The organism is Micromonospora sp. ABR4_055 (assembly GCF_056160425.1).
In genome coordinates this window covers 1-19,858 of record NZ_JBSWXD010000019.1, presented here as the reverse complement: position 1 = coordinate 19,858, position 19,858 = coordinate 1, and the positions used below count along the sequence as shown (strand labels likewise).

The following is a 19,858-nucleotide window of genomic DNA, read 5'->3' as shown; positions in this document are numbered from 1 at the left end:
CGGGCCAGCAGGCTCCGAACGTCGGTGCGGCACACCGGTCGCGCCGACGGTGCCGGCACGGCCGGGCCGGCCGCAGCGGCGACGGGGCAGACACGGCCGGCCGGGGCACAGTCGGGGGGAGATCATGCGCAGAGTGAGCAATCCGGTCCGGACGCTGGCCGGGCTCGCCGCCGCCGTGCTGATCGGCACGGTGGCGGCCGGGGTCGACGCGTCGCCGGCGCATGCGGGCAGCACCTACGTGGAGGCCGATCCGAGCACCGTGCAGGCCGGTGGCCGGGTGACCGTCCGGGCCAGCTGCGGCGACGACAACACCAGCCAGGCGACGGTCGAGTCGGACGCGTTCGGCCGGGTGATCGTGATGCCGGACCAGGACGTGCTGACCGGTCAGGTGACCGTGCCCAGCAGCAAGCGGCCTGGGCGCTACCCGGTCGACCTGCAGTGTCAGAACGGGAACACGGCGACGACCACCCTGACCGTGACCGGCACCGCCCACCCGACCCGGGGGCCGGACGCCGGTGGCGGCGGCACCGCGTCGGCCAGCACCGGTTCCGGCGGCTCGGCCTTGCTGGTCGGCGGCATCGCCGCGATCGGGCTGGGTGCCGGGATCGGGCTGCTCGCGATGCGCCGCCGACGCGCCGACTCCGGCGCGTGACCAGCGGGCAGGCAGGTGGTCCGTCCCACACCGGCCGGCGGCCGTCCGGGGGGCTGGCTGCTCCCGTTCCTGACCCAGGTCACGGCGGCCGGTACCACGGCGCACACGGTGGCACCCCGGGTGTCGACCTACGGTCAGCCGAGGCCGACAGCACCGGATGAGCGGACGGACGGTGCGGCGGATCAGCCGGGCGCGCATCCGGCGATCCCCGGCACCGTCCGAGGGGTGGCCCGTGCCCCGCTGCGCGGGGTGGCGGCGGTGCCGGGTGCCGCCGGACGCGGCGGCGGCTACGGATCCGCCGCCGGCCGTCGTCCACCGCACGGCTCACCCCGGCGGCGGGGCTGGCCCGGATTCGGGTCGCTGCGTCCGGGTCGACGCCGGGTGCCCTCGGCTGCCGACCGGCGGGCCGCGCTGGGCGGCTACCGGGGACGACCGGACGTGCCGTCGCGGTGGAGCCCGGTCGCGCTGGTGCTGATCGTGGCAGGCGTCTTTGTCGCCGGGTTCGGCTTCGAACGGGTGACCGGCACCCCGCTCGGGCAGTGGCTGCCCGGAGCACACCGCGCGACGCCCGAGACGCACCCGCCGCTGGGCGCCAGCGACCCGGTCAGCCTCGCCATCCCGGCACTGAACCTGCAGGCCGCCGTGCACGATGTCGGGCTGGCTGAGGACGGCACGATCGCGGTGCCCGAGCTGAACCGGCACAACGAGGCCGGCTGGTACGTGGCGAGCCCGACGCCGGGCGAGAACGGCTCGGCGGTCATCGTCGGCCACGTCGACACCAGTACCGGGCCGTCGGTGTTCCACCGGGCCGCCACGCTGCACCCGGGCGCGCAGATCCAGGTCCGCCGGATGGACCGGTCAGTGGCGCTGTTCGAGGTCACCTCGGTCGAGCAGTTCGACAAGTCGTCGCTGCCGGCGGACCGGGTGTACGACGACTTCAGCCACCCGGGGCTGCGTCTGATCACCTGCGGTGGTCAGTGGGTCGGCGGCGCCACCGGGTACGCGGACAACGTCGTCGTCTTCGCGTCACTGGTCGGCACCCAGAACGGCTGACCTGCGCAGCCGCCCGTACCGGCCCGCAGCCGCCAACAGCGGCCTGAGCCGGCCCGCACCGGCTCAGGCGACGGCTTCGGACGACAGGTCGAGCCAGTCGGCCCAGCGCGGATCCGGCGCACGGTGCCCGAGCACCCGCCAGGCGGTGCCCTTCGGGGCGGCCGGCGGGGATGGCAGCCGCCACCCCAGCTCGGCCGGGGTCCGGTCGCCCTTGCTGTGGTTGCAGCGGGCGCAGGCGGCGACGACGTTCTCCCAGATGTGCCGGCCACCACGGCTGCGGGGAAAGACATGGTCGATGGTCTCCGCCGGACCCCGGCAGTACGCGCACCGCCAGCCGTCGCGGGCGAAGATGGCCCGGCGGGAAAGTCCGACGTGGGTCCGGTAGGGCACCCGTACGTAGCGGGTGAGCCGTACCACCGACGGCACCGGCAGGCAGTGCCGGGCGCTGTGCAGCATGCCCTCGCCGTCGGCGACGCAGACCGCCTTGGCGGACAGGACCAGGATCGCGGCCCGGCGTACGGATACGACACACAGCGGCTCATACGTCGCGTTGAGCACCAACGAACCGGAGCCCACCGTGGGTCGTATGTCAGGCATCCCGCTCACCCTCTCGGTTGTGTTCCCACCCGCTCCTAGTGCCGACTGCGACTCGACGCGGACCGAAGGTCGGACCGCGACCGGCGCTGGCGAATCGCCAGCGCCCGTGCGCCAATAGTCCCCGATTGATGACCCGAATGCACGTACTATTCGGGCCTGACCCCTCGGGCGTTCGGCCGATGGCCGGTCGCTGTGGTGTTCCACCTGGTCAGGCCGACAGTGCGGGTCGGCCGCCGACCGGGCAGGGCGGTACGGTACGAATTGACGGTGACCGCACGATCGCCCGCCCCCGCTGACCCCGAGCCTCCCGACCCGGCGACCGACCCGCCGTACCAGTGGGCTCAACCGGAGCCGCAGCCCTCGGTGAGCCCGGTGTGCCCCGACGACGACCCGGTCTGCAGTCAGGTGCTCGACTGGACCGGGCTGCCGTGGCTGGCGGAGGGGAGCTTCTGGCTGCTGGTCAAACCCCTGCGGATCGTGCTGATCATCGCGGTCGCGGTGGTACTGCGGTACCTGCTGCACCGGGCCATCCGCCGGCTGGTGACCAGTACCTCGACGGTCGCCGGGCCGACCATCCTGCGGCCGTTGCGGGAACGGACCCCGCCGGCCGGGCCGGTGGTGATGCCGGAACGGCGGCGGCAACGCGCCGAGGCGATCGGCTCGGTGCTGCGCAGCACGGTGAGCGCGACCGTGTTCGGGATCGCCGTACTGCTGGTGCTGGGTGAGCTGAGCTTCAACCTGGCCCCGCTGCTGGCCAGCGCCGGCATCGCCGGCATCGCGCTGGGTTTCGGGGCGCAGACGCTGGTGAAGGACCTGCTCGCCGGGCTGTTCATGCTGCTGGAGGATCAGTACGGCGTCGGCGACATTGTCGACCTTGGCGAGGCGACCGGCGTGGTCGAGGCGGTGGGTCTGCGGATCACCACGGTCCGGGACGCCCGGGGCGTGCTCTGGTACATCCGCAACGGGGAGATCATCCGGGTCGGCAACAAGAGCCAGGGCTGGGCCATGGTGGTGGTCGACATGCCGGTCGGCTTCGCCGACACCGAGCAGGCCGCTGCGGTGCTGCGTACCGCCGCCCTTGGGGTGGCCGCCGATGGGAAGATGGCCGGCCACTTCGTGGAGCCGCCGGACGTGCTCGGCGTCGAGCAGGTCACGGTCGACGGCGCGGTGATCCGTACGGTCGCCAAGACCACCGCCGAGGGGCAGTTCGTGGTGGGCCGCGAGTTGCGCCGTCAACTGGCCGCGGCACTGCACACCTCCGGGATCTCGGCACAGATCGTGGCCGGGCGGATGTTCGTCGCCCGTGGGTCGGGAGGTGGGCAGGAGGAGCCCGGCCAGGGCGGAACGACTTGACCGGTCACCGGGACGACGCGTCCGAGTGCCGGGACGACGCGCCCGCCTCGGCCGACTAGCAGGGGCTATGCACCGTATGGCGAACTGGTTGTCATCCGAATGTTTAGTCGGAGTGACGACAAACTAGCCGTTCACACTAGCCAGATGTCACCCGATCGGGCATGATCCGGGACGAGTGTCATCGGAGTGTCACCACCACTTCGCTCAGCCGTACGTCCGGGACGTTCCCCGGTAGTACCCGCCACGAGCGGGTGCCGCCGAGAACGATGGAGGCGCCGTCCGTGTCCGACGAGGCACAAACCGCCGGGAGTCCGGCGACCTTCCGCGAGGTGTTCGCGGCGGATGAGTTCCGCTTTCTCTTCGTCTCGGTGGCGCTGTCCTGGATCGGCGACTACATCGCGAAGGCAGCGGTCACCGTCCTGGTCTACCGGGAGACGGAGTCGGTGGCCCTGTCGGCCGCCGCCTTCGCGGTCAGCTTCCTGCCCTGGTTGATCGGTGGTCCGCTGCTCACCACGGTCGCCGAGCGGCACCCGTACCACCGGGTGATGATGACCACCGATCTGATCCGGATGGCCCTGATCGCCGTGGTCGCCACCCCCGGCCTGCCGGTCTGGGCGATGATCAGCCTGCTGTTCTGCACCACACTGGCGAATCCGCCGAACCAGGCCGCCCGGTCCGCGCTGATGCCGACCGTGCTGACCGGTGACCGGCTGATCGTGGGGCTGTCGCTGATCGCCAGTACCGGCCAGCTCGCCCAGGTCGGCGGCTACGTCGCCGGCGCGGCGATCGCCTCCGTCAACCCACGGGCTGCGTTGCTGTTGAATGCCACCACCTTCGCCGTCTCGGCCCTGGTGATCCGGCTCGGGGTCCGGGCCCGTCCGGCGGCCACCGCCCCGGACCGCCGCCAGCATCTGCTCCGCGAAACCGCCGAGGGCTTCCAGTTGGTGTGGCGTACCGACGTGCTGCGGGCCATTGCGATCCTGGTCTGGACGGTCCCGCTGTTCGCCATCGTGCCGGAGGGGTTGGCCGCCGCCTGGGCGGCCGAGCCGGGGGTTTCCGACTCCGAGCGGGGTCTCGCCCAGGCGATGATCATGGCGGCGAGCCCGACCGGCTACATCGTCGGCGGCCTGCTGATCGGCCGGCTGGTCCGTCCGGGGCGTCGGCGCAGACTGATCCGACCGTTCGCGGTGATCGCTCCGCTGGCGCTGGTCCCCACCCTGCTCGACCCCTCGCCGCCGGTGGTGGCGATCCTCGCCGGGGTCTGCGGCTTCGCGGTGGCCGGCCTACTGCCGGTGACCAACGGGCTGTTCGTCCAGGCGTTACCGCATGGTTACCGGGCCCGCGCGTTCGGCGTGATCGCTACCGGCATCCAGGTCGGCCAGGGAGCTGCGGTGCTGGTCACCGGTCTGCTCGCCGACCGGTTCGACATCCCGACCGTGGTCGGGTTGTGGAGCCTCACCGGCGCGGTGGTGATCTCCCTGGCGCTGCTGCGGTGGCCGGCCGAGGAGCGCTTCGACGCGGCGATCGCCGCCGTCGCAGCCGCCCCCGGTGCCTCGACCGGCGGTAGACCCGGCACAGCGACCGCTGGCACGCCGGATACTTCCGCCACCGGCCCCGCCGCCAACCCGGCGGCCAGCAACGGCAGCCCCGTACCGCAGGCCCGTGACGCGCAGCAGTCCGACGAGGTCGGCAGCGCCTGAGCGACGCTGGTACACCGCACCGGGCACCGGGCACCGGCCGGTTGCGCACCGGCTGGCAGGATGGAGTGGTGACAGCGTCAGATCCTGCCAACGGCCCGGCCGGCGCGACGCCCGCAGCCGGCGGTCCCACCCCGACCTTCTTCGCCGCCATCGGCGGCGAGCCTGCCTTCCGCCGGCTCGTTGACGAGTTCTACGCCGGTGTCGCCACCGATCCGCTGCTCCGCCCGATGTACCCGGAGCAGGATCTGGGGCCGGCTGCGGAACGACTGACCCTGTTCCTGATGCAGTACTGGGGTGGCCCCGGCACGTACTCCGAGCAGCGTGGGCACCCCCGGCTGCGGATGCGGCACGCACCGTTCCGGATCGGTCCGGCGGAGCGGGACGCCTGGTTGACCCACATGCGGCGGGCGGTCGACCGGCTGGACCTGCATCCGGAGCTCGCCGGGATGCTCTGGGACTACCTGGAGCGGGCCGCCTACTTCATGGTCAACGAGATGGACCCGACCGAACCGCCCCGGCGCGACCTGGCCAGCGGCTGACCGGCCGTCAGAGCAGGGCACCCTCGTCGTGCAGCCAGTCGACGAAACTGGTCGCTACGGCCGCTCCACAGTCCAGCAGCTCGACCAGCAGCGCGTCGTTGGCTCCGGCTGCGAGTGGGACCTGCAGCTCGGCGTAGATGGGCAGCTGACTCCGGTCGGTAGGGTCGCCGACGTACGCCTTGCAGAACCGTCTGGTGTGGTTCCACTCGTTGACCACCCGGTAGGCACGGTCTGCCCAGTCGGGCGGCACGGTGGAGTGCGGTCGGGCGCGGACCACCAGGATCTCGTCCTCCGGCCCTTCGAGGGTGAACAGGACGGCGTGCCGCTCCCACATCGCCAGCAGGCTGCCATCACCGTCCGCGAGATACCGAATGTCCAACATGTCCAATGCGGTGCCGATCCGACGGAGGGTCACCGGCACCACCTGCGGCGAGAGCTCCTTGCCCGCTGCCGGCGACGGCATCGGGCAGGACGGCCCCGCAGGTCTGGTCGGCCCGAGTTCGGTCGACGACCGGGGCGCCTGCTCCGGCGTTCGTGGCGCGGGCGGTCCAAGTCGGACACCGCCGTCCACTCCGGTCCTGCTTCGGGTATCCGGCTCACCGCCATCTGCGTGACCGGAGCGCCACGACCACCATGGCATTATCCGCACCTCACTCCCCAGCGGATCCGGGTGCCTACGTTGCGTCGGATCCGAGGCCCGACGGTACCCGGATAGCCGTTCCTAGACACCCCCCCAACGAACCCCCCGAACCAGAGGGATGAGGTAGCATCATACTTTCGGCTGAGTGATCGTCGGCATGAGCGCAAGATTATTAGCTCTTTGTGTCCAGGCAACCCCGAACGGCGCATCAAGTGCTACCCAATTACCTACTGTCCTGACCCGTACCACCGATTGCGGTTGATCCACGGGGCGGCCCGACAGGTCGGTCCGGTCCTGACAGTCGACCGGCTCCGGCCGACCGACCGGCCCCTCGGTCGTGCCGAGAAAGCCCATCCGGGCCACCGCCTGCACCAGCCCTTGGCGGATCTCGATCCGCTCGCCGGTCGGACCGTCGTCGGTCACCACCACGGCCACGTGGTCGAGCAGGGCGTCCCGTACCGCCCGCTGGCCCACCGCCCGTCCACCGACGCCCTGCGTCTCGGCGGCTCGCAAGGTGCCGGCCGCCGCCACCGCGACCCGGCGCAGATCGGCCGCTGGCACCACCTCGACGGCCCGCGCCGGGCCGGGCGGCAACGGCCACCGCCACGCGCTGTCCCGGCGCGGCGGCAACCCGGTGGAGACCGCCGTCAGCCGGGCCAGCAACTCCGCAGCGGACACCGTGGCGTCCCCCGGGCCGGGCCCCGAGACGGTCCGCTGCACCAGGACCGCCCACGGCAGGCGGGCCCAGAGCTCGGTGCGGTCCCGGCCGGCCGACCGCAGCCGGACCGGCGCGTCGGGGTCCAGCCGGACCAGCCGGGCCAGGAACGCGCCGGCGTCGGTCAGCCCGGTCAGCCGGTGACCGGCCGACGCCGGGTCAGCCCGGGGTGTACGGCCGGCCATCATGCCTCGGCGGCATCGGCCGGTCGGACGTACGGCAGCAGGAAGGCCCGCTCCGCCTCGGTCAGCCGACGTGGCCGCCCCCGCTCCAGGTCGAACGGCACCAGCACCGAACGGGCCCGGCTGACCAGCAGATCGCCGTCGAACATCTCGTAGGCGACCGTGAACCGCGACGGACGGACCTGTTCGATCCAGAGCTCGATTCGGACGGTCGGTGCCTGGTCGGCAGTCGACCGGCCCATCCGGTAGTCGACCGGGCGCAGGTAGTCGACCTCGTGCCGGTGAATCAGCACCCCGTCGGCGAACGAACCGATGCCCCAGGCCCGCCCGCCGGAGAACATCAACGCGACCCGGGCCTCCTCGTACAGCGTCAGGAACCGGGCGTTGTTGACATGCCCGTACGCGTCGAGATCGGACCAGCGCAGCGCAGCGTGAAACGTGTAGCGCCGGCCACCGCCGGCGGCCGGAACCTCGCCGGTCGTCGACGAGGCCCCGGCCAGTGCCGCATCAGTCACGGGTCAGCTTGCGGTAGGTCACCCGGTGCGGTCGGGCCGCTTCCGCGCCGAGCCGGTCGATCTTGTTCTTCTCGTACGCCTCGAAGTTGCCCTCGAACCAGAACCACTTCGCGGGGTTGGTGTCGTCGCCCTCCCAGGCCAGGATGTGCGTGGCGACCCGGTCCAGGAACATCCGGTCGTGGGAGATGACCACGGCGCACCCCGGGAACTCCAGCAACGCGTTCTCCAGGCTGGACAGCGTCTCCACGTCGAGGTCGTTGGTCGGCTCGTCGAGCAGGATGACGTTCCCACCGATCTTCAGGGTGAGCGCCAGGTTGAGCCGGTTACGTTCACCACCGGACAGCACCTTGGTCGGCTTCTGCTGATCCGGTCCCTTGAAGCCGAACGCGGCCACGTACGCCCGGGACGGCATCTCCACCTTGCCGACCATCAGGTGGTCCAGCCCGTCGGAGACCACCTCCCAGACCGTCTTGCTGCTGTCCAGGCCGGAACGGTTCTGGTCGACGTACGACAGCTCCACGGTCTCGCCGACCCGGACCTGGCCGCTGTCCGGCTGCTCCAGCCCGACGATCGTCTTGAACAGCGTGGTCTTACCGACGCCGTTCGGGCCGATGATGCCGACGATTCCGTTGCGCGGCAGCGAGAAGCTCAGGTCGTCGATGAGGACCCGGTCGCCGAAGCCCTTCTTCAGGTTCACCGCCTCGATGACGGTGTTGCCCAGCCGCGGCCCCGGCGGAATCTGAATTTCCTCGAAGTCCAGCTTGCGGGTCTTCTCCGCTTCGCTGGCCATCTCCTCGTAGCGGTCCAGCCGGGCCCGGGACTTGGTCTGGCGTGCCTTCGCGTTGGACCGGACCCATTCCAGCTCCTCGCCGAGGCGCTTCTTCAGCTTGGCGTCGCGACGCCCCTCGACCGCCAACCGGGCGGCCTTCTTCTCCAGGTACGTCGAGTAGTTGCCCTCGTACGGATAGGTCCGGCCACGGTCCAGCTCGAGGATCCAGTTGGCGACGTTGTCCAGGAAGTAGCGGTCGTGGGTGATCGCCATCACGGTGCCGGCGTACTTGGCCAAGTGCTGCTCCAGCCAGTGCACGCTCTCCGCGTCCAAGTGGTTGGTGGGCTCGTCGAGCAGCAGCAGGTCCGGCGCCTCCAGCAACAGTTTGCACAGCGCGACGCGGCGGCGTTCACCGCCGGAGAGCTGGGTCACCTCGGCGTCCGGCGGCGGACAGCGCAGCGCGTCCATCGCGAGTTCGAGCTTGGAGTCGATGTCCCAGGCGTCGGCGTGGTCCAGATCCTCCTGCAGCTGACCCATCTCGGTCATCAGCTCGTCGGAGTAGTCGGTCGCCATCTGCTCGGCGATCTTGTTGAACCGCTCCAGCTTCGCCTTGGTCTCGGCGACCGCCTCCTCGATGTTGCCGAGCACCGTCTTCGCGTCGTTGAGCGGCGGTTCCTGGGCGAGCATGCCGACGGTGTAGCCGGGCATCAGCCGGGCATCGCCGTTGCTCGGCCGGTCCATGCCCGCCATGATCTTCAGCAGGCTGGACTTGCCGGCGCCGTTCGGGCCGACCACACCGATCTTGGCACCCGGCAGGAAGTTGAGCGTCACGTTGTCCAGCACGACCTTGTCGCCGTGCGCCTTGCGCGCCTTTTCCAGGACGTAGATGAACTGGGCCACGGTGCGGCCTACCTCCAGAACTCTCGTGGGACCCGTCGGTACGGGCAGGTCACGACCCCGCGTACCGGCCGCCGGCACCGACCGGAGCGGCTACGGGTGGTACGCGGTACGCGGTCGTGCGCGGTACGACGGTCCGATCGGTGCGTACGCCGTTGTCAATCCTGACAGGTCCGACGCCCCAGCCGCACCTCACCCCACCGGACGACTGGGAGGTTCCCGCCGGTGGTACCTGCCGCATTGCGTCCGGCCGGGTTTCGAAGTCCTGATCAGCTGGGCACCAAGAGGGGGACGGGGGTCCGCCCGTCTGGCCCGCACAGTACGCTCATGGCGGTCCCGTAATCACCGGAGGTGTACGGAACGTGACGGTTCGGAGCTCGTTCGTAGTGGTCGCCAACCGCCTGCCGGTGGACGAGGTGACCACGCCGGAAGGCCGCCAGTGGCGGCGCAGCCCCGGTGGTCTGGTGACCGCCCTGCACCCGGTGCTCGCCGCGCACCAGGGCACCTGGGTCGGCTGGGCCGGTGGCGCAGGTGCGGCGCCGGAGCCCTTCGACCTCGAAGGCATCCGGCTGCACCCCGTCCCGCTGAGCGCGGAAGAGCTGGAACGGTACTACGAAGGTCAGTCCAACGCCACCATCTGGCCGCTGTATCACGACGCCGTCGAAACGCCGGCGTTCAAGCGCCGCTGGCGGGAGGCGTACCGGGTGGTCAACGCCCGGTTCGCCGAGGCGGCTGCGGAGGTCGCCGACGAGGGTGCCACGGTGTGGGTGCAGGACTACCAGCTGCAGTTGGTGCCGGCCATGCTCCGGGAGATCCGCCCGGACCTGCGGATCGGTTTCTTCCTGCACATCCCGTTTCCACCGATCGAGCTGTTCATGCAGATGCCGCAGCGCGCCGAGATCCTGCGTGGGCTGCTCGGCGCCGACCTGGTCGGCTTCCAGCAGCGGCTGGCCGCGCAGAATTTCGTCCGGCTGGCCCGCCACCTGCTCGGGCTGCGGTACGAGGGCCAGATGATCCAGGTCGACGGCCGTAAGGTCAAGGCCGGCGCCTTCCCGATCTCGATCGACGTTCCGGAGATGGAACGGATGACCCACGACCCGACGGTGGAGGCACGGGCCAAGCAGATCCGCGCCGAGCTGGGGGATCCGAAGACGGTGATCCTCGGAGTGGACCGGCTCGACTACACCAAGGGGATCGAACTCAGGCTGAAAGCGTTCCGGGAACTTCTTGCTGACGGAAAGCTGACAGTTCCGGACGCGGTTATGGTGCAGGTCGCCACCCCCAGCCGCGAGCGGGTCGAGCACTACCAGGCACTTCGGGTCAAGGTTGAGCGCGAAGTTGGCCGGATTAATGGTGAATTCGGCCGGGTGGGTGTGCCCGCCGTGCACTACCTGCACCAGTCGTACAGTCGCAGTGAACTCGCCGCGCTCTACCGCGCGGCCGATGTGATGATGGTGACACCACTGCGAGACGGAATGAACCTGGTGGCCAAGGAGTACGTCGCGGCCCGCGCCGACACCGGCGGCGCCCTCGTGCTCAGTGAGTTCGCCGGCGCCGCAACGGAGCTGCGTCAAGCGTTCCTGTGCAACCCGCACGACCCGGACGGCGTCAAGGACGCGTTGTTGCGGGCGGTGCATGTCGACAGTTCCGAGGCCCGGCGGCGGATGCGGATCATGCAGCGCCATCTGCGGACCCATGACGTCGGCCACTGGGCCCGCTCCTTCCTCACAGAACTCGGTGTGCCCGAGACGGAGGAATGAATGAGAACGTCCGTCCTTGACGGGGACGTACGCGCGGCCGCGGATCAGATCGATCCCGAGCTGCGCGCGGCGATCGGGCGGATCGCCCGGATGCCGATACTGCTGGTGGCCTGCGACTACGACGGCACCCTCGCACCGATCGTCGAGGACCCGACCCGAGCCGTACCGCTACCGGAGTCGGTCGCGGCGGTGCGGGCGCTGGCCGCGCTGCCGCAGACCACCGTCGCGGTGGTCTCCAGCCGAGCGCTGCGCGACCTCGCCGCGCTGTCCCGGCTGCCCAGCGAGGTCCATCTGGTCGGCAGCCACGGGTCCGAGTTCGACATCGGCTTCGTCGAACGGCTGGCCCCCGAGCAACTGCAGGTGCACTCCCAGCTCAAGCGGGAGCTACGGCAGCTGATCAAGGACCAGCCCGGGGTACGGCTGGAGGTCAAGCCGGCCAGCGTCGCGGTGCACACCCGGGGCGCCGATCCGGCGGTCACCGAAGCGGTCGTCGCGGCGGTCAACACCGGGCCCGCCGCATGGCCGGACGTCACCGTCACCCAGGGCAAGGAGGTCGTCGAACTGTCGGTGGTCGCCACCGACAAGGGCACCGCCCTGGACCAGATCCGCACCCAGACGTCGGCCAGCGGCGTGCTCTTCATCGGCGACTCGATCACCGACGAGAGCGCCTTCGCCAACCTGCACGGTCCGGACGTCGGCATCAAGATCGGCGACGGTGACACCCGGGCGCCGTTCCGGGTGGCCGAGCCGATCGACGCCGCACGGGTGCTCGGCGTCCTGCTGGAGACCCGGCGCAACTGGCTCTACGGCGAGCACGCGGTGCCGATCGAGCGCCACTCGATGCTGGCCAACGGCCGGACCATCGCGCTGCTCACCCCGGACGCCAAGGTGACCTGGCTCTGCCACCCCAAACCGGACTCGTCGGCGATCTTCGCCGATCTACTCGGCGGCGCACCGGCCGGGCACTTCACCGTCGCACCGGCCCGCGGCGGGTTCCCGCTGGGCCAGCGCTACCGGCCCGGCACGATGACCGTGGAGACCCGTTGGTCGGGGCTGACCGTCACCGACTGGCTGGACCACCCGCCAGCCGAGTCCTCAGCCGGCGACACGGTGCTGCCGGGCGCCGACTCCACCCTGGTCCGGGTGCTCACCGGCACCGGGCAGGCACAGCTGGAGTTCGCGCCACGCCCCGAGTTCGGTCAGGTGGCTGTGCAGTTGCAGCCGCTCGGCGACGGGCTGCTGGTGCTCGGTTCCAACGAGCCGGTCGCCCTCTACTCCCCCGGGGTGGAGTGGAAGGTCATCGACGACGGTGGCCGGGAAACCGCCCGAGCCCTGGTCGACCTGGCTGCTGTCGACGGCATGCTCACCATGGAACTGCGGTTCGGCTCGCACAGCCTGGAGCACCACACCGTCACCGTGCAGGACCGCCAGTCCACCGCAGAGCAGCCGTGGCGGGAGTGGGTCCGGCAACTGCGGCTGCCGAACACCGGCCGGGAGCTGGTCGCCCGCAGCGCGCTCACCCTGCGAGGGCTGTGCCACGAGGCGACCGGCTCGATCCTCGCCGCCGCGACCACCTCACTGCCCGAGGAGCTCGGCGGGGTACGCAACTGGGACTACCGGTACTGCTGGCTGCGGGACGCGGCGATGAGCGCCCGGGCGTTGGTCGACCTCGGCTCGCTGGCCGAGGCCGAGGCGTTCCTACGCTGGGTGGACGGCTGCGTCGAGCGCACCGGCGGCCACCCGGAGCGGTTGCACCCGCTCTACACGGTGGAGGGACTGGAGCTGGGCGCGGAGGCGGTCATCGACACCCTCCCCGGCTACGCTGGTTCCCGCCCGGTGCGGGTCGGCAACCTGGCCAACCACCAGCTGCAGCTCGACGTGTTCGGGCCGATCGCCGACCTGCTCGCGGTGGTCGCCGATGCCCGTGGTTCCGTGCACGATGACGAGTGGCGGGTGCTGGAGGCGATGGTGCAGGCGGTCGAGCGCCGCTGGCACGAGCCGGACCACGGACTGTGGGAGGCCCGGCTCGCTCCCCGGCACCATGTCTTCTCCAAGGTCATGTGCTGGATGACGGTGGACCGGGCGCTTCGGATGGCGGGCCGGCACGGCGGCGGCGAACGGCCAGACTGGGTCGAGCTACGCGACCGGATCGGCCGCAACGTGCTGGAACACGGCTGGCATGCCAAGGCCGGCGCGTACACAGTCGCCTACGGCGACGAGGAGATGGATGCCTCCTCGCTGTGGATCGGGTTGTCCGGGCTGCTGCCCGACGACGACCCGCGGTTCCTCGCCACCGTGCTCAAGGTGGAGGCGGACCTGCGCAGCGGCCCGGTGGTCTACCGCTACCGGTGGGATGACGGGTTGCCCGGCCGGGAGGGCGGGTTCCACATCTGCACCGCCTGGCTGATCGAGGCGTACCTGCGCACCGGGCGGCGCGGTGACGCCGAGGAGCTGTTCGAGCAGATGATCGACACCGCCGGCCCGACCGGTCTGCTGCCCGAGCAGTACGATCCGCTCGCCGAACGCGGGCTGGGCAACCATCCTCAGGCGTACAGCCATCTGGGGCTGATCCGGTGCGCGCTGCTGCTGGACGACATGCTCAAGCTCTGAAACCGCAGCTGGTCCGGCGCGCCGCTCCCCCGGCACGCCGGACCGCTCAGTCCTCGGTCCGGTCGGCTCGGCCGGTCGGCCGGTCGGCTCGATCGGTCGGCACGTCCAGCGTGCCGACCACGTCGCCGACGACCACCACGGCCGGCGGCCGCAGTCCGGCTGCGGCGGCCTCGCCGGCCACCGCGCCCAGGGTCGACGTCAGCGCCCGCTGGGCACCGGTGGTCGCCTCCTGCACCACCGCCGCCGGGGTGTCCGCGCCACGGCCGTTGGCGAGCAGCGTCCCGGCGATCGCCGGCAGGTTCTTCAGCCCCATCAGCACCACCAGGGTGCCGCGCAGCCGGGCGAGCGCCGGCCAGTCCACGAGCGACAGCCGGTGCCCCGGCGGCAGGTGGCCGGAGACCACGGTGAACTCGTGGGCCACCCCCCGGTGGGTGACCGGGATACCGGCGGCGGCGGGTGCCGCGACCGAACTGCTCACGCCGGGCACCACCGACACCGGTACGCCCGCCTCGACGCAGGCCAGCAACTCCTCGCCGCCCCGGCCGAAGACGTACGGGTCACCGCCCTTGAGGCGGACCACTGTGGATCCGGACCGGGCCCGGTCCACCAGGATCCGGTTGATCTCCTCCTGAGCGGCAGCCGGGCCGTACGGGATCTTCGCGGCGTCGACCAGCTCGACCCGGGCGGGCAGCTCGTCCAACAGCAGCCCGGGCACCAGCCGGTCGGCGACCACCACGTCGGCTTCGGCGAGCGCGCGGCGGCCCTTCACGGTGATCAGTTCCGGGTCGCCGGGGCCGGCGCCGACCAGGACCACCCGGCCGGTCGGGCCGGGGCCGGCGGTGGCCGGTGCCTCCCCGGCGGGGTCAGCGACCGGGATGGTGCCGTCGGACAGCCGCTGGTCAATCGCGTCCCGGACCCGGACCGCCCGCTGCGGGTCCCCGCCGCCGAGCACCGCCACGGTCACCGGGCCGTGCCGGGTCACCGCCGGCGTCCAGGCGGTCGCCTCGGTCCGGTCGTCGGCCCGAACGCAGAACACCCGCCGGGGCTCGGCGGCAGCGCTGACTTCGGCCGCCGCCGCCGGGTCGTCGACGGCGACCTGGACCAGCCAGGCCCCGTCCAGGTCACCGGGCTGGAACCGCCGCTGCCGCCAGCTCAGCCGCCCGGCGGTGACGAGCCCGTGCAAAGCCGGGGTCAGCTCGGGTGACACGACGAGCACGTCGGCTCCGGCGTCCAGCAACGCCGGCACCCGCCGGGTGGCGACCGCGCCGCCGCCGACCACCAGCACCCGCCGGCCGTCCAGCCGCAGCCCCAGTGGGTAAAGATTCACTTCTCGGAAACTCCCGCCGCGTCAAAGGTGGCCACCTCGTGCAGGACCCGGACCGCACTGACCATCATCGGCCAGGCGAGCAGGGCGCCGGTGCCCTCTCCCAGGCGCAGCTCCAGGTCGACCAATGGGTGCAGGCCGAGCTGGCGCAGCCCAACGGTAGCCCCCGGCTCCACCGAACGGTGCCCGGCGACCATCGCGGCGGTGGCGTGCGGGGCCAGGGCCGCTGCGGCCAGCGCGGCGGCCACCGCGCTGACCCCGTCCAGGATCACCGGGATCCGCCGGGCGGCGGCACCGAGCAGGAAGCCGCAGAGCGCTGCGTGTTCCAGCCCGCCGAGCGCGGCCAGCACGCCGACCGGGTCGGCCGGGTCCGGCCGGTGCCGGCGCAGCGCGGCGTCCACCACGGACATTTTCCGCTGGTACGTCGGCTCGTCGACCCCGGTACCCCGGCCGGTGACATCAGCTGCCGCCGCACCGGTGAAGCCGGCGATCAGGGCCGCCGCCGCGGTGGTGTTGGCGATCCCCATGTCCCCGGTGAGCAGGCTGGCGGCGCCACCGTCATGCAGGTCGCCGGCGACCCGGATGCCCACCTCGACGGCGGTACAGGCCTCGTCGACGGTCATCGCCGGCCCGCTGGACAGGTCGGCGGTGCCGGGGCGTACCCGGGCCGACACCAGCCCGGCGGCGGGCTCCAGCGGCGCGGCCACGCCCACGTCGACCACGGTGACGCTGGCCCCCATCTGCCGGGCGAAGGCGTTCACCACCGCGCCGCCGGCCAGAAAGTTGGCCACCATCTGCGCGGTGACCTCCTGCGGCCAGGGGGTGACCCGTTGCCGGTGCACCCCGTGGTCGGCGGCGAAAACGGCCACCGCGCCGGGCTCGGGCAGCGGTGGCGGGCAGGCCGCGGCGAGGCCGGCGAGCCGCACCGACAGCTCCTCCAGCGCGCCGAGCGAGCCGGCCGGCTTGGTCAGCCGGGCGTGCAGTGCGCGGGCCTGAGTCATCGCGTCACCGTCAGGTGGCCGGATCCGCGCCAGGGTCGCCTCGACCAGTGAGCCGGTCGGGCCGTCGGGCGCAGGACCTCCAGAGCCGTCGGGCATCAGTCCTCCAGGGTGGTCGACAACACGGAGACGAAGGCGTCGGTGGTGGCAGTGTCCCGTACCGCGATCCGCAGCCAGTCGACACCCAGCCCGGGGAACGTGTCGCCGCGGCGTACCGCGTAGCCACGCTCGCGCAGCCGGTGCCGAACCCGCTGCGCACCGGCGACGTGGATCAGGACGAACGCGCTGGCCGGGGTGCCGGCCACGGTGACCGCGGGCAGTTCGGCGAGCCGTCGGACCAGGTGGGCGCGCTCGGTGGCGAGCGCGGCGGCGAACCGGCGTTCGGCGCCCACCGCCCGGCGGCTGGCGCACACCTCGGCGGCGACCAGCGCCGGAGTGGCGACCGGCCACAGCGGCGCCGCGGTGGCGAGCCGGCGCAGCAGCGGCTGCGGGCCGAGCAGGTAACCGATCCGCAACCCGGCCAGGCCCCAGGTCTTGGTCAGGCTGCGCACCACGACGAGTCCGGGCAGGTCGCGCCGGTCGGCCAGGGACTGAGGTTCACCCGGTCCGTCGGCGGCGCAGGTAGTGTCGGCGAACGCCTCGTCGACGACGACGACCCGGCCGGGTCGGGTGAGCGCGGCGACCGTCTCGGCGGGGTGCAGCACCGACGTCGGGTTGGTCGGGTTGCCGATGAGCACCAGGTCCGCGTCGGCCGGGACGAGGCCGGGGTCGAGGGTGAACCCGGTGTCGGCGGACAACAACACCCGGTCGACCCGGTGCCCGGCGTTGCGCAGCGCGGCTTCCGGCTCGGTGAACTGCGGGTGCACCACCACCGGGTGGCGGGCGTCGCGCAGCGCCTGGGCGATCAGTACGAAGCCCTGGGCGGCGCCGGCGGTGAGCAGCACCTCGCTGGCGGGCCGGCGGTGCCGGGCTGCGACGGCCGTGACAGCGGCCCGCTGGTCGGGGTAGCGGGCGAGGTCGCGCAGGCTGGCTCGGACCGGATCGGTCAGCCAGCGCGGCGGTTCGCCGACGCGGACGTTGACCGCCAGGTCGATCAGGCCGGGGGTGGCCTCGACGTCGCCGTGGTGCCCGAGATCGTACTCCTGCATGGTGGCGATCATGCCGGGCGGGCGGGATGAAATCGACGAAGGGTGACGCTTGTGACACGATTCGTCTTGTGGTTTTAATCCTTTTGGTCACTTTTTGTAGCTGTCCGGCTTAGCTTTGGGCCGTGAGGAAACACACCCGCCACCCCGCTCGCCGTGGCCGCCTCGTCCAACTGCTCCGGGCCGGTCTGATCGCCGGTGTCGTGGTCGCCGCCGCCGCGTACCCGATGGCCGCCGTCGCCGGACTCGGCATCATCGCCAGCACCAGGGCGATCGACCAGATTCCCAGCGAGCTGCGCGACGCCCAGCCGGCCCAGACGTCGTACGTCTACGCCGCCGACGGCAAGACCCTGGTGACGATGTTCTACGAGGAGCACCGCAAGTACGTACCGCTGACCGAGATGTCGCCGTTCATCCAGCAGGCCATCGTCGCCTCGGAGGACAACCGGTTCTACCAGCACTCCGGCGTCGACCCGAAGGGCGTCGCCCGGGCGTTCGTCGCCAACCAGCAGGCCGGCGGGGTGTCCCAGGGCGGCTCCACCCTGACCATGCAGTACGTCCGGCTCGCCCTGCAGCAGACCGCCCAGAACCCGCTGGAGCTGCAGGCAGCCACGGCACAGACCCCCGGCCGCAAGATCCGGGAGATCCGGATCGCGATGGAGCTCGAGAAGCAGATGTCCAAACCGGAGATCCTGGAGCGGTACCTCAACGCCGCCTACTTCGGTCACCGGGCGTACGGCATCTACGCCGCCGCGGAGATCTTCTTCTCCAAGCACCCGAAGGCGCTGACCGCCAGCGAGGCCGCGCTGATCGCCGGACTGGTCAAGGCACCGTCGGAGTACGATCCGGCGACATCGGACCAGGCCGCGGCCACCGAGCGGCGCAACTACGTCATCGACCGGATGGCCGACCTGGGCTACCTCTCCCCGGTCGCGGCCGAGCAGGCCAAGGCCGAACCGATCCGACTCAACCTGAGCACCCCGCCGAACGAGTGCGTGTCGGTGCCGCAGGAGCACAACGACTGGGGCTTCTTCTGCGACTACCTAAAGTCCTGGTGGATGAGCCAGAAGGCGTTCGGCGACAGCCCGTCCGAGCGGCTGGCCAACCTGCGTACCGGCGGGTACCGGATCGTCACCAGCCTCGACCCCGGCATCCAGAAGGTCGCCCAGGAACAGGTCACTTCCCGGGAGTCGATCGGCAGCCCGTTCGCGCACGGCCTGGTGGCGGTCGAACCCGGCACCGGACAGGTCAAGGCGATGGCGGTGAACCGGGTCTACTCGCTCGACCAGACCGGCAACGGCCAGCACTCCAACCCCAACCTGCGGGAGAAGGTCAAAGGCAACTACCCGAACACGGTGACACCGCTGCTCGGCGGCGGCGACCTGCCCGGGTACCAGGCCGGCTCGACCTTCAAGATGTTCACCATGCTGGCCGCGCTGGACGCCGGAATGCCGTTGCGTTCCGGATTCAACGCGCCGCACCGGATCAACTCCATCTACGACGGCGGCCAGGGCAGCAGCAGTTGCGGCGGACGGTGGTGCCCGAGCAACGCCGACGGGTCGATGGCCGGCTTCCACTACATGTGGTCCGGGTTCGGTAAGTCGGTCAACACCTACTTCGTCTGGCTGCTGCAGCAGGTCGGCGCGGAGAAGGCGGTGCAGATGGCCGAGCGGCTCGGGCTGCGTTGGCGCACCGACGTCGACCGGCGCAACGCCTCGCCGGAGTACGCCAGCAAGTGGGGCGCGTTCACCCTCGGTGTCTCCGACGTGACCCCGCTGGAGATGGCGAACGCGTACGCCACCATCGCCGCCGACGGCAGCCACTGCGAGGACTCGCCGGTGCTGGCGGTGGAGAACCCGGACGGCAGCCCGGTCACCTACCGGGCGTTGACCGGGGTCGACGTCGAGGTGGCCACCCCGCGCTGCCGGGCGGCCTTCTCGCCGGACGTGGCCCGAGCCGCCACCGACGCCGCCCGCTGCCCGGTCGGTGACCGCCCGGCCGCTGGCGGCTGTGGCGGCTGGGCCACCGCCGAAGGGGTCGCCAAGGCGGTCGGGCGGCCGGTTGCCGGCAAGACCGGTACCACCGACAGCACCCGGTCCGCCTGGTTCACCGGCTACACCCCGGAACTCGCCGTGGCCAGCTTCATCGCCGACCCGGACAACCCGTTCAACGCGGTCGGCGACTGGCAGTCGCAGAAGCCGGTGGACTCGGCCGCCGGAACGTTGAAGAACGCCCTCAAGGGCAAACCGCCACGCCAGTTCACCCCGCCGTCAGCCGAGATCGTCGGCTGAGGCCACCAGCACCGGCTCGGTGTCCTCGTCGTCGCCGACCGACGGCGGCCGCGGCCCGGCCGGGTGCGGTGCGGCCGCTGTCTCTTCTCCACACCTGCCGCTGCCGACGATCTTATCC

Annotated in this window: 15 protein-coding genes and 1 pseudogene; 8 read left to right on the top strand and 8 right to left on the bottom strand. The window is 71.6% G+C overall.

Going from position 1 to position 19,858, the window contains the following annotated elements; genetic code table 11:
* The first annotated feature begins 124 nt into the window (after positions 1-124).
* Both ACXAHD_RS07565 and ACXAHD_RS07560 read left to right on the top strand, forming a co-directional pair.
* A complete protein-coding gene (locus tag ACXAHD_RS07565) occupies positions 125-652 on the top strand; it encodes a hypothetical protein (protein WP_281551165.1) in 528 nt (175 codons plus the stop codon).
* A 120-nt stretch (positions 653-772) separates the two neighbouring features.
* Positions 773-1,705, top strand: coding sequence for a class F sortase (locus ACXAHD_RS07560; RefSeq protein ID WP_475049383.1), 933 nt, complete (start codon positions 773-775; stop codon positions 1,703-1,705).
* 63 nt (positions 1,706-1,768) lie between these two features.
* Here the strand turns inward: ACXAHD_RS07560 and ACXAHD_RS07555 are convergent, their stop codons facing one another.
* The gene (locus ACXAHD_RS07555; RefSeq protein ID WP_281551167.1) at positions 1,769-2,302 is read right to left on the bottom strand and encodes an HNH endonuclease; all 534 of its coding nucleotides are present in this window, start codon (positions 2,300-2,302) and stop codon (positions 1,769-1,771) included.
* 219 nt (positions 2,303-2,521) lie between these two features.
* Between ACXAHD_RS07555 and ACXAHD_RS07550 the strand changes: the two genes are divergently transcribed.
* The 3 genes from ACXAHD_RS07550 to ACXAHD_RS07540 all read left to right on the top strand — a co-directional run bounded on the left by ACXAHD_RS07550 (position 2,522) and on the right by ACXAHD_RS07540 (position 5,894).
* Positions 2,522-3,655: a mechanosensitive ion channel family protein gene (locus ACXAHD_RS07550; RefSeq protein ID WP_475049415.1), complete on the top strand. Its 1,134-nt coding sequence runs from the start codon at positions 2,522-2,524 to the stop codon at positions 3,653-3,655.
* Positions 3,656-3,921: 266 nt separating this feature from the next.
* Positions 3,922-5,355, top strand: a complete 1,434-nt coding sequence (locus tag ACXAHD_RS07545) for an MFS transporter (RefSeq protein ID WP_281551168.1) — start codon at positions 3,922-3,924, stop codon at positions 5,353-5,355.
* A 68-nt stretch (positions 5,356-5,423) separates the two neighbouring features.
* Positions 5,424-5,894 carry a globin gene (locus tag ACXAHD_RS07540; RefSeq protein WP_281551169.1) on the top strand — a complete coding sequence of 157 codons (471 nt, stop codon included), beginning with the start codon at positions 5,424-5,426 and terminating at the stop codon, positions 5,892-5,894.
* A gap of 7 nt (positions 5,895-5,901) precedes the next feature.
* Here the strand turns inward: ACXAHD_RS07540 and ACXAHD_RS07535 are convergent, their stop codons facing one another.
* The 4 genes from ACXAHD_RS07535 to ettA form a co-directional block, all read right to left on the bottom strand.
* A complete protein-coding gene (locus ACXAHD_RS07535; protein ID WP_281551170.1) occupies positions 5,902-6,534 on the bottom strand; it encodes a type III secretion system chaperone family protein in 633 nt (210 codons plus the stop codon).
* 129 nt (positions 6,535-6,663) lie between these two features.
* The gene (locus ACXAHD_RS07530) at positions 6,664-7,437 is read right to left on the bottom strand and encodes a DUF8185 domain-containing protein (protein WP_475049378.1); all 774 of its coding nucleotides are present in this window, start codon (positions 7,435-7,437) and stop codon (positions 6,664-6,666) included.
* Positions 7,434-7,856, bottom strand: a complete 423-nt coding sequence (locus ACXAHD_RS07525) for an acyl-CoA thioesterase (protein ID WP_281555672.1) — start codon at positions 7,854-7,856, stop codon at positions 7,434-7,436. The genes ACXAHD_RS07530 and ACXAHD_RS07525 overlap by 4 nt, the downstream gene beginning before the upstream one ends.
* 82 nt (positions 7,857-7,938) lie before the next feature.
* On the bottom strand, positions 7,939-9,615 hold the full coding sequence (gene ettA, locus ACXAHD_RS07520; RefSeq protein ID WP_281551172.1) for an energy-dependent translational throttle protein EttA: 1,677 nt from the start codon (positions 9,613-9,615) through the stop codon (positions 7,939-7,941).
* A gap of 359 nt (positions 9,616-9,974) precedes the next feature.
* Between ettA and ACXAHD_RS07515 the strand changes: the two genes are divergently transcribed.
* Both ACXAHD_RS07515 and otsB read left to right on the top strand, forming a co-directional pair.
* Positions 9,975-11,372: an alpha,alpha-trehalose-phosphate synthase (UDP-forming) gene (locus ACXAHD_RS07515; protein ID WP_281551173.1), complete on the top strand. Its 1,398-nt coding sequence runs from the start codon at positions 9,975-9,977 to the stop codon at positions 11,370-11,372.
* Complete coding sequence (otsB, locus tag ACXAHD_RS07510; protein ID WP_281551174.1) at positions 11,373-13,982, top strand: trehalose-phosphatase; 2,610 nt, start codon at positions 11,373-11,375, stop codon at positions 13,980-13,982. It abuts the gene before it with no gap.
* 46 nt (positions 13,983-14,028) lie between these two features.
* On the opposite strand, the gene cobA is transcribed toward otsB, so the two are convergent.
* From cobA to cobC, 3 genes and pseudogenes are all read right to left on the bottom strand, one after another.
* Positions 14,029-15,309, bottom strand: coding sequence for a uroporphyrinogen-III C-methyltransferase (cobA, locus tag ACXAHD_RS07505; RefSeq protein WP_281551175.1), 1,281 nt, complete (start codon positions 15,307-15,309; stop codon positions 14,029-14,031).
* Entirely contained in the window at positions 15,306-16,355 is a 1,050-nt protein-coding gene (gene cobT, locus ACXAHD_RS07500) for a nicotinate-nucleotide--dimethylbenzimidazole phosphoribosyltransferase (RefSeq protein ID WP_289213622.1), read from the bottom strand. Before cobT ends, cobA begins: the two co-directional genes overlap by 4 nt.
* A gap of 47 nt (positions 16,356-16,402) precedes the next feature.
* A pseudogene (gene cobC, locus ACXAHD_RS07495) lies at positions 16,403-17,494 on the bottom strand (Rv2231c family pyridoxal phosphate-dependent protein CobC); the annotation flags it as partial.
* Positions 17,495-17,676: 182 nt separating this feature from the next.
* Between cobC and ACXAHD_RS07490 the strand changes: the two are divergent.
* Positions 17,677-19,740: a transglycosylase domain-containing protein gene (locus tag ACXAHD_RS07490; RefSeq protein ID WP_475049411.1), complete on the top strand. Its 2,064-nt coding sequence runs from the start codon at positions 17,677-17,679 to the stop codon at positions 19,738-19,740.
* The last annotated feature ends 118 nt before the right edge of the window (positions 19,741-19,858 follow it).

What these genes read in the sequence shown, in the direction of transcription:
- ACXAHD_RS07490 (WP_475049411.1), top strand. Translation starts at nt 17,677, where the DNA reads ATGGCCGCCGTCGCCGGACTCGGCATCATCGCCAGCACCAGGGCGATC.
- ACXAHD_RS07535 (WP_281551170.1), bottom strand. Translation starts at nt 6,534, where the DNA reads ATGCCATGGTGGTCGTGGCGCTCCGGTCACGCAGATGGCGGTGAGCCG.
- ACXAHD_RS07565 (WP_281551165.1), top strand. Translation starts at nt 125, where the DNA reads ATGCGCAGAGTGAGCAATCCGGTCCGGACGCTGGCCGGGCTCGCCGCC.
- ACXAHD_RS07545 (WP_281551168.1), top strand. Translation starts at nt 3,922, where the DNA reads ATGGAGGCGCCGTCCGTGTCCGACGAGGCACAAACCGCCGGGAGTCCG.
- ACXAHD_RS07530 (WP_475049378.1), bottom strand. Translation starts at nt 7,437, where the DNA reads ATGATGGCCGGCCGTACACCCCGGGCTGACCCGGCGTCGGCCGGTCAC.
- ACXAHD_RS07555 (WP_281551167.1), bottom strand. Translation starts at nt 2,302, where the DNA reads ATGCCTGACATACGACCCACGGTGGGCTCCGGTTCGTTGGTGCTCAAC.
- otsB (WP_281551174.1), top strand. Translation starts at nt 11,373, where the DNA reads ATGAGAACGTCCGTCCTTGACGGGGACGTACGCGCGGCCGCGGATCAG.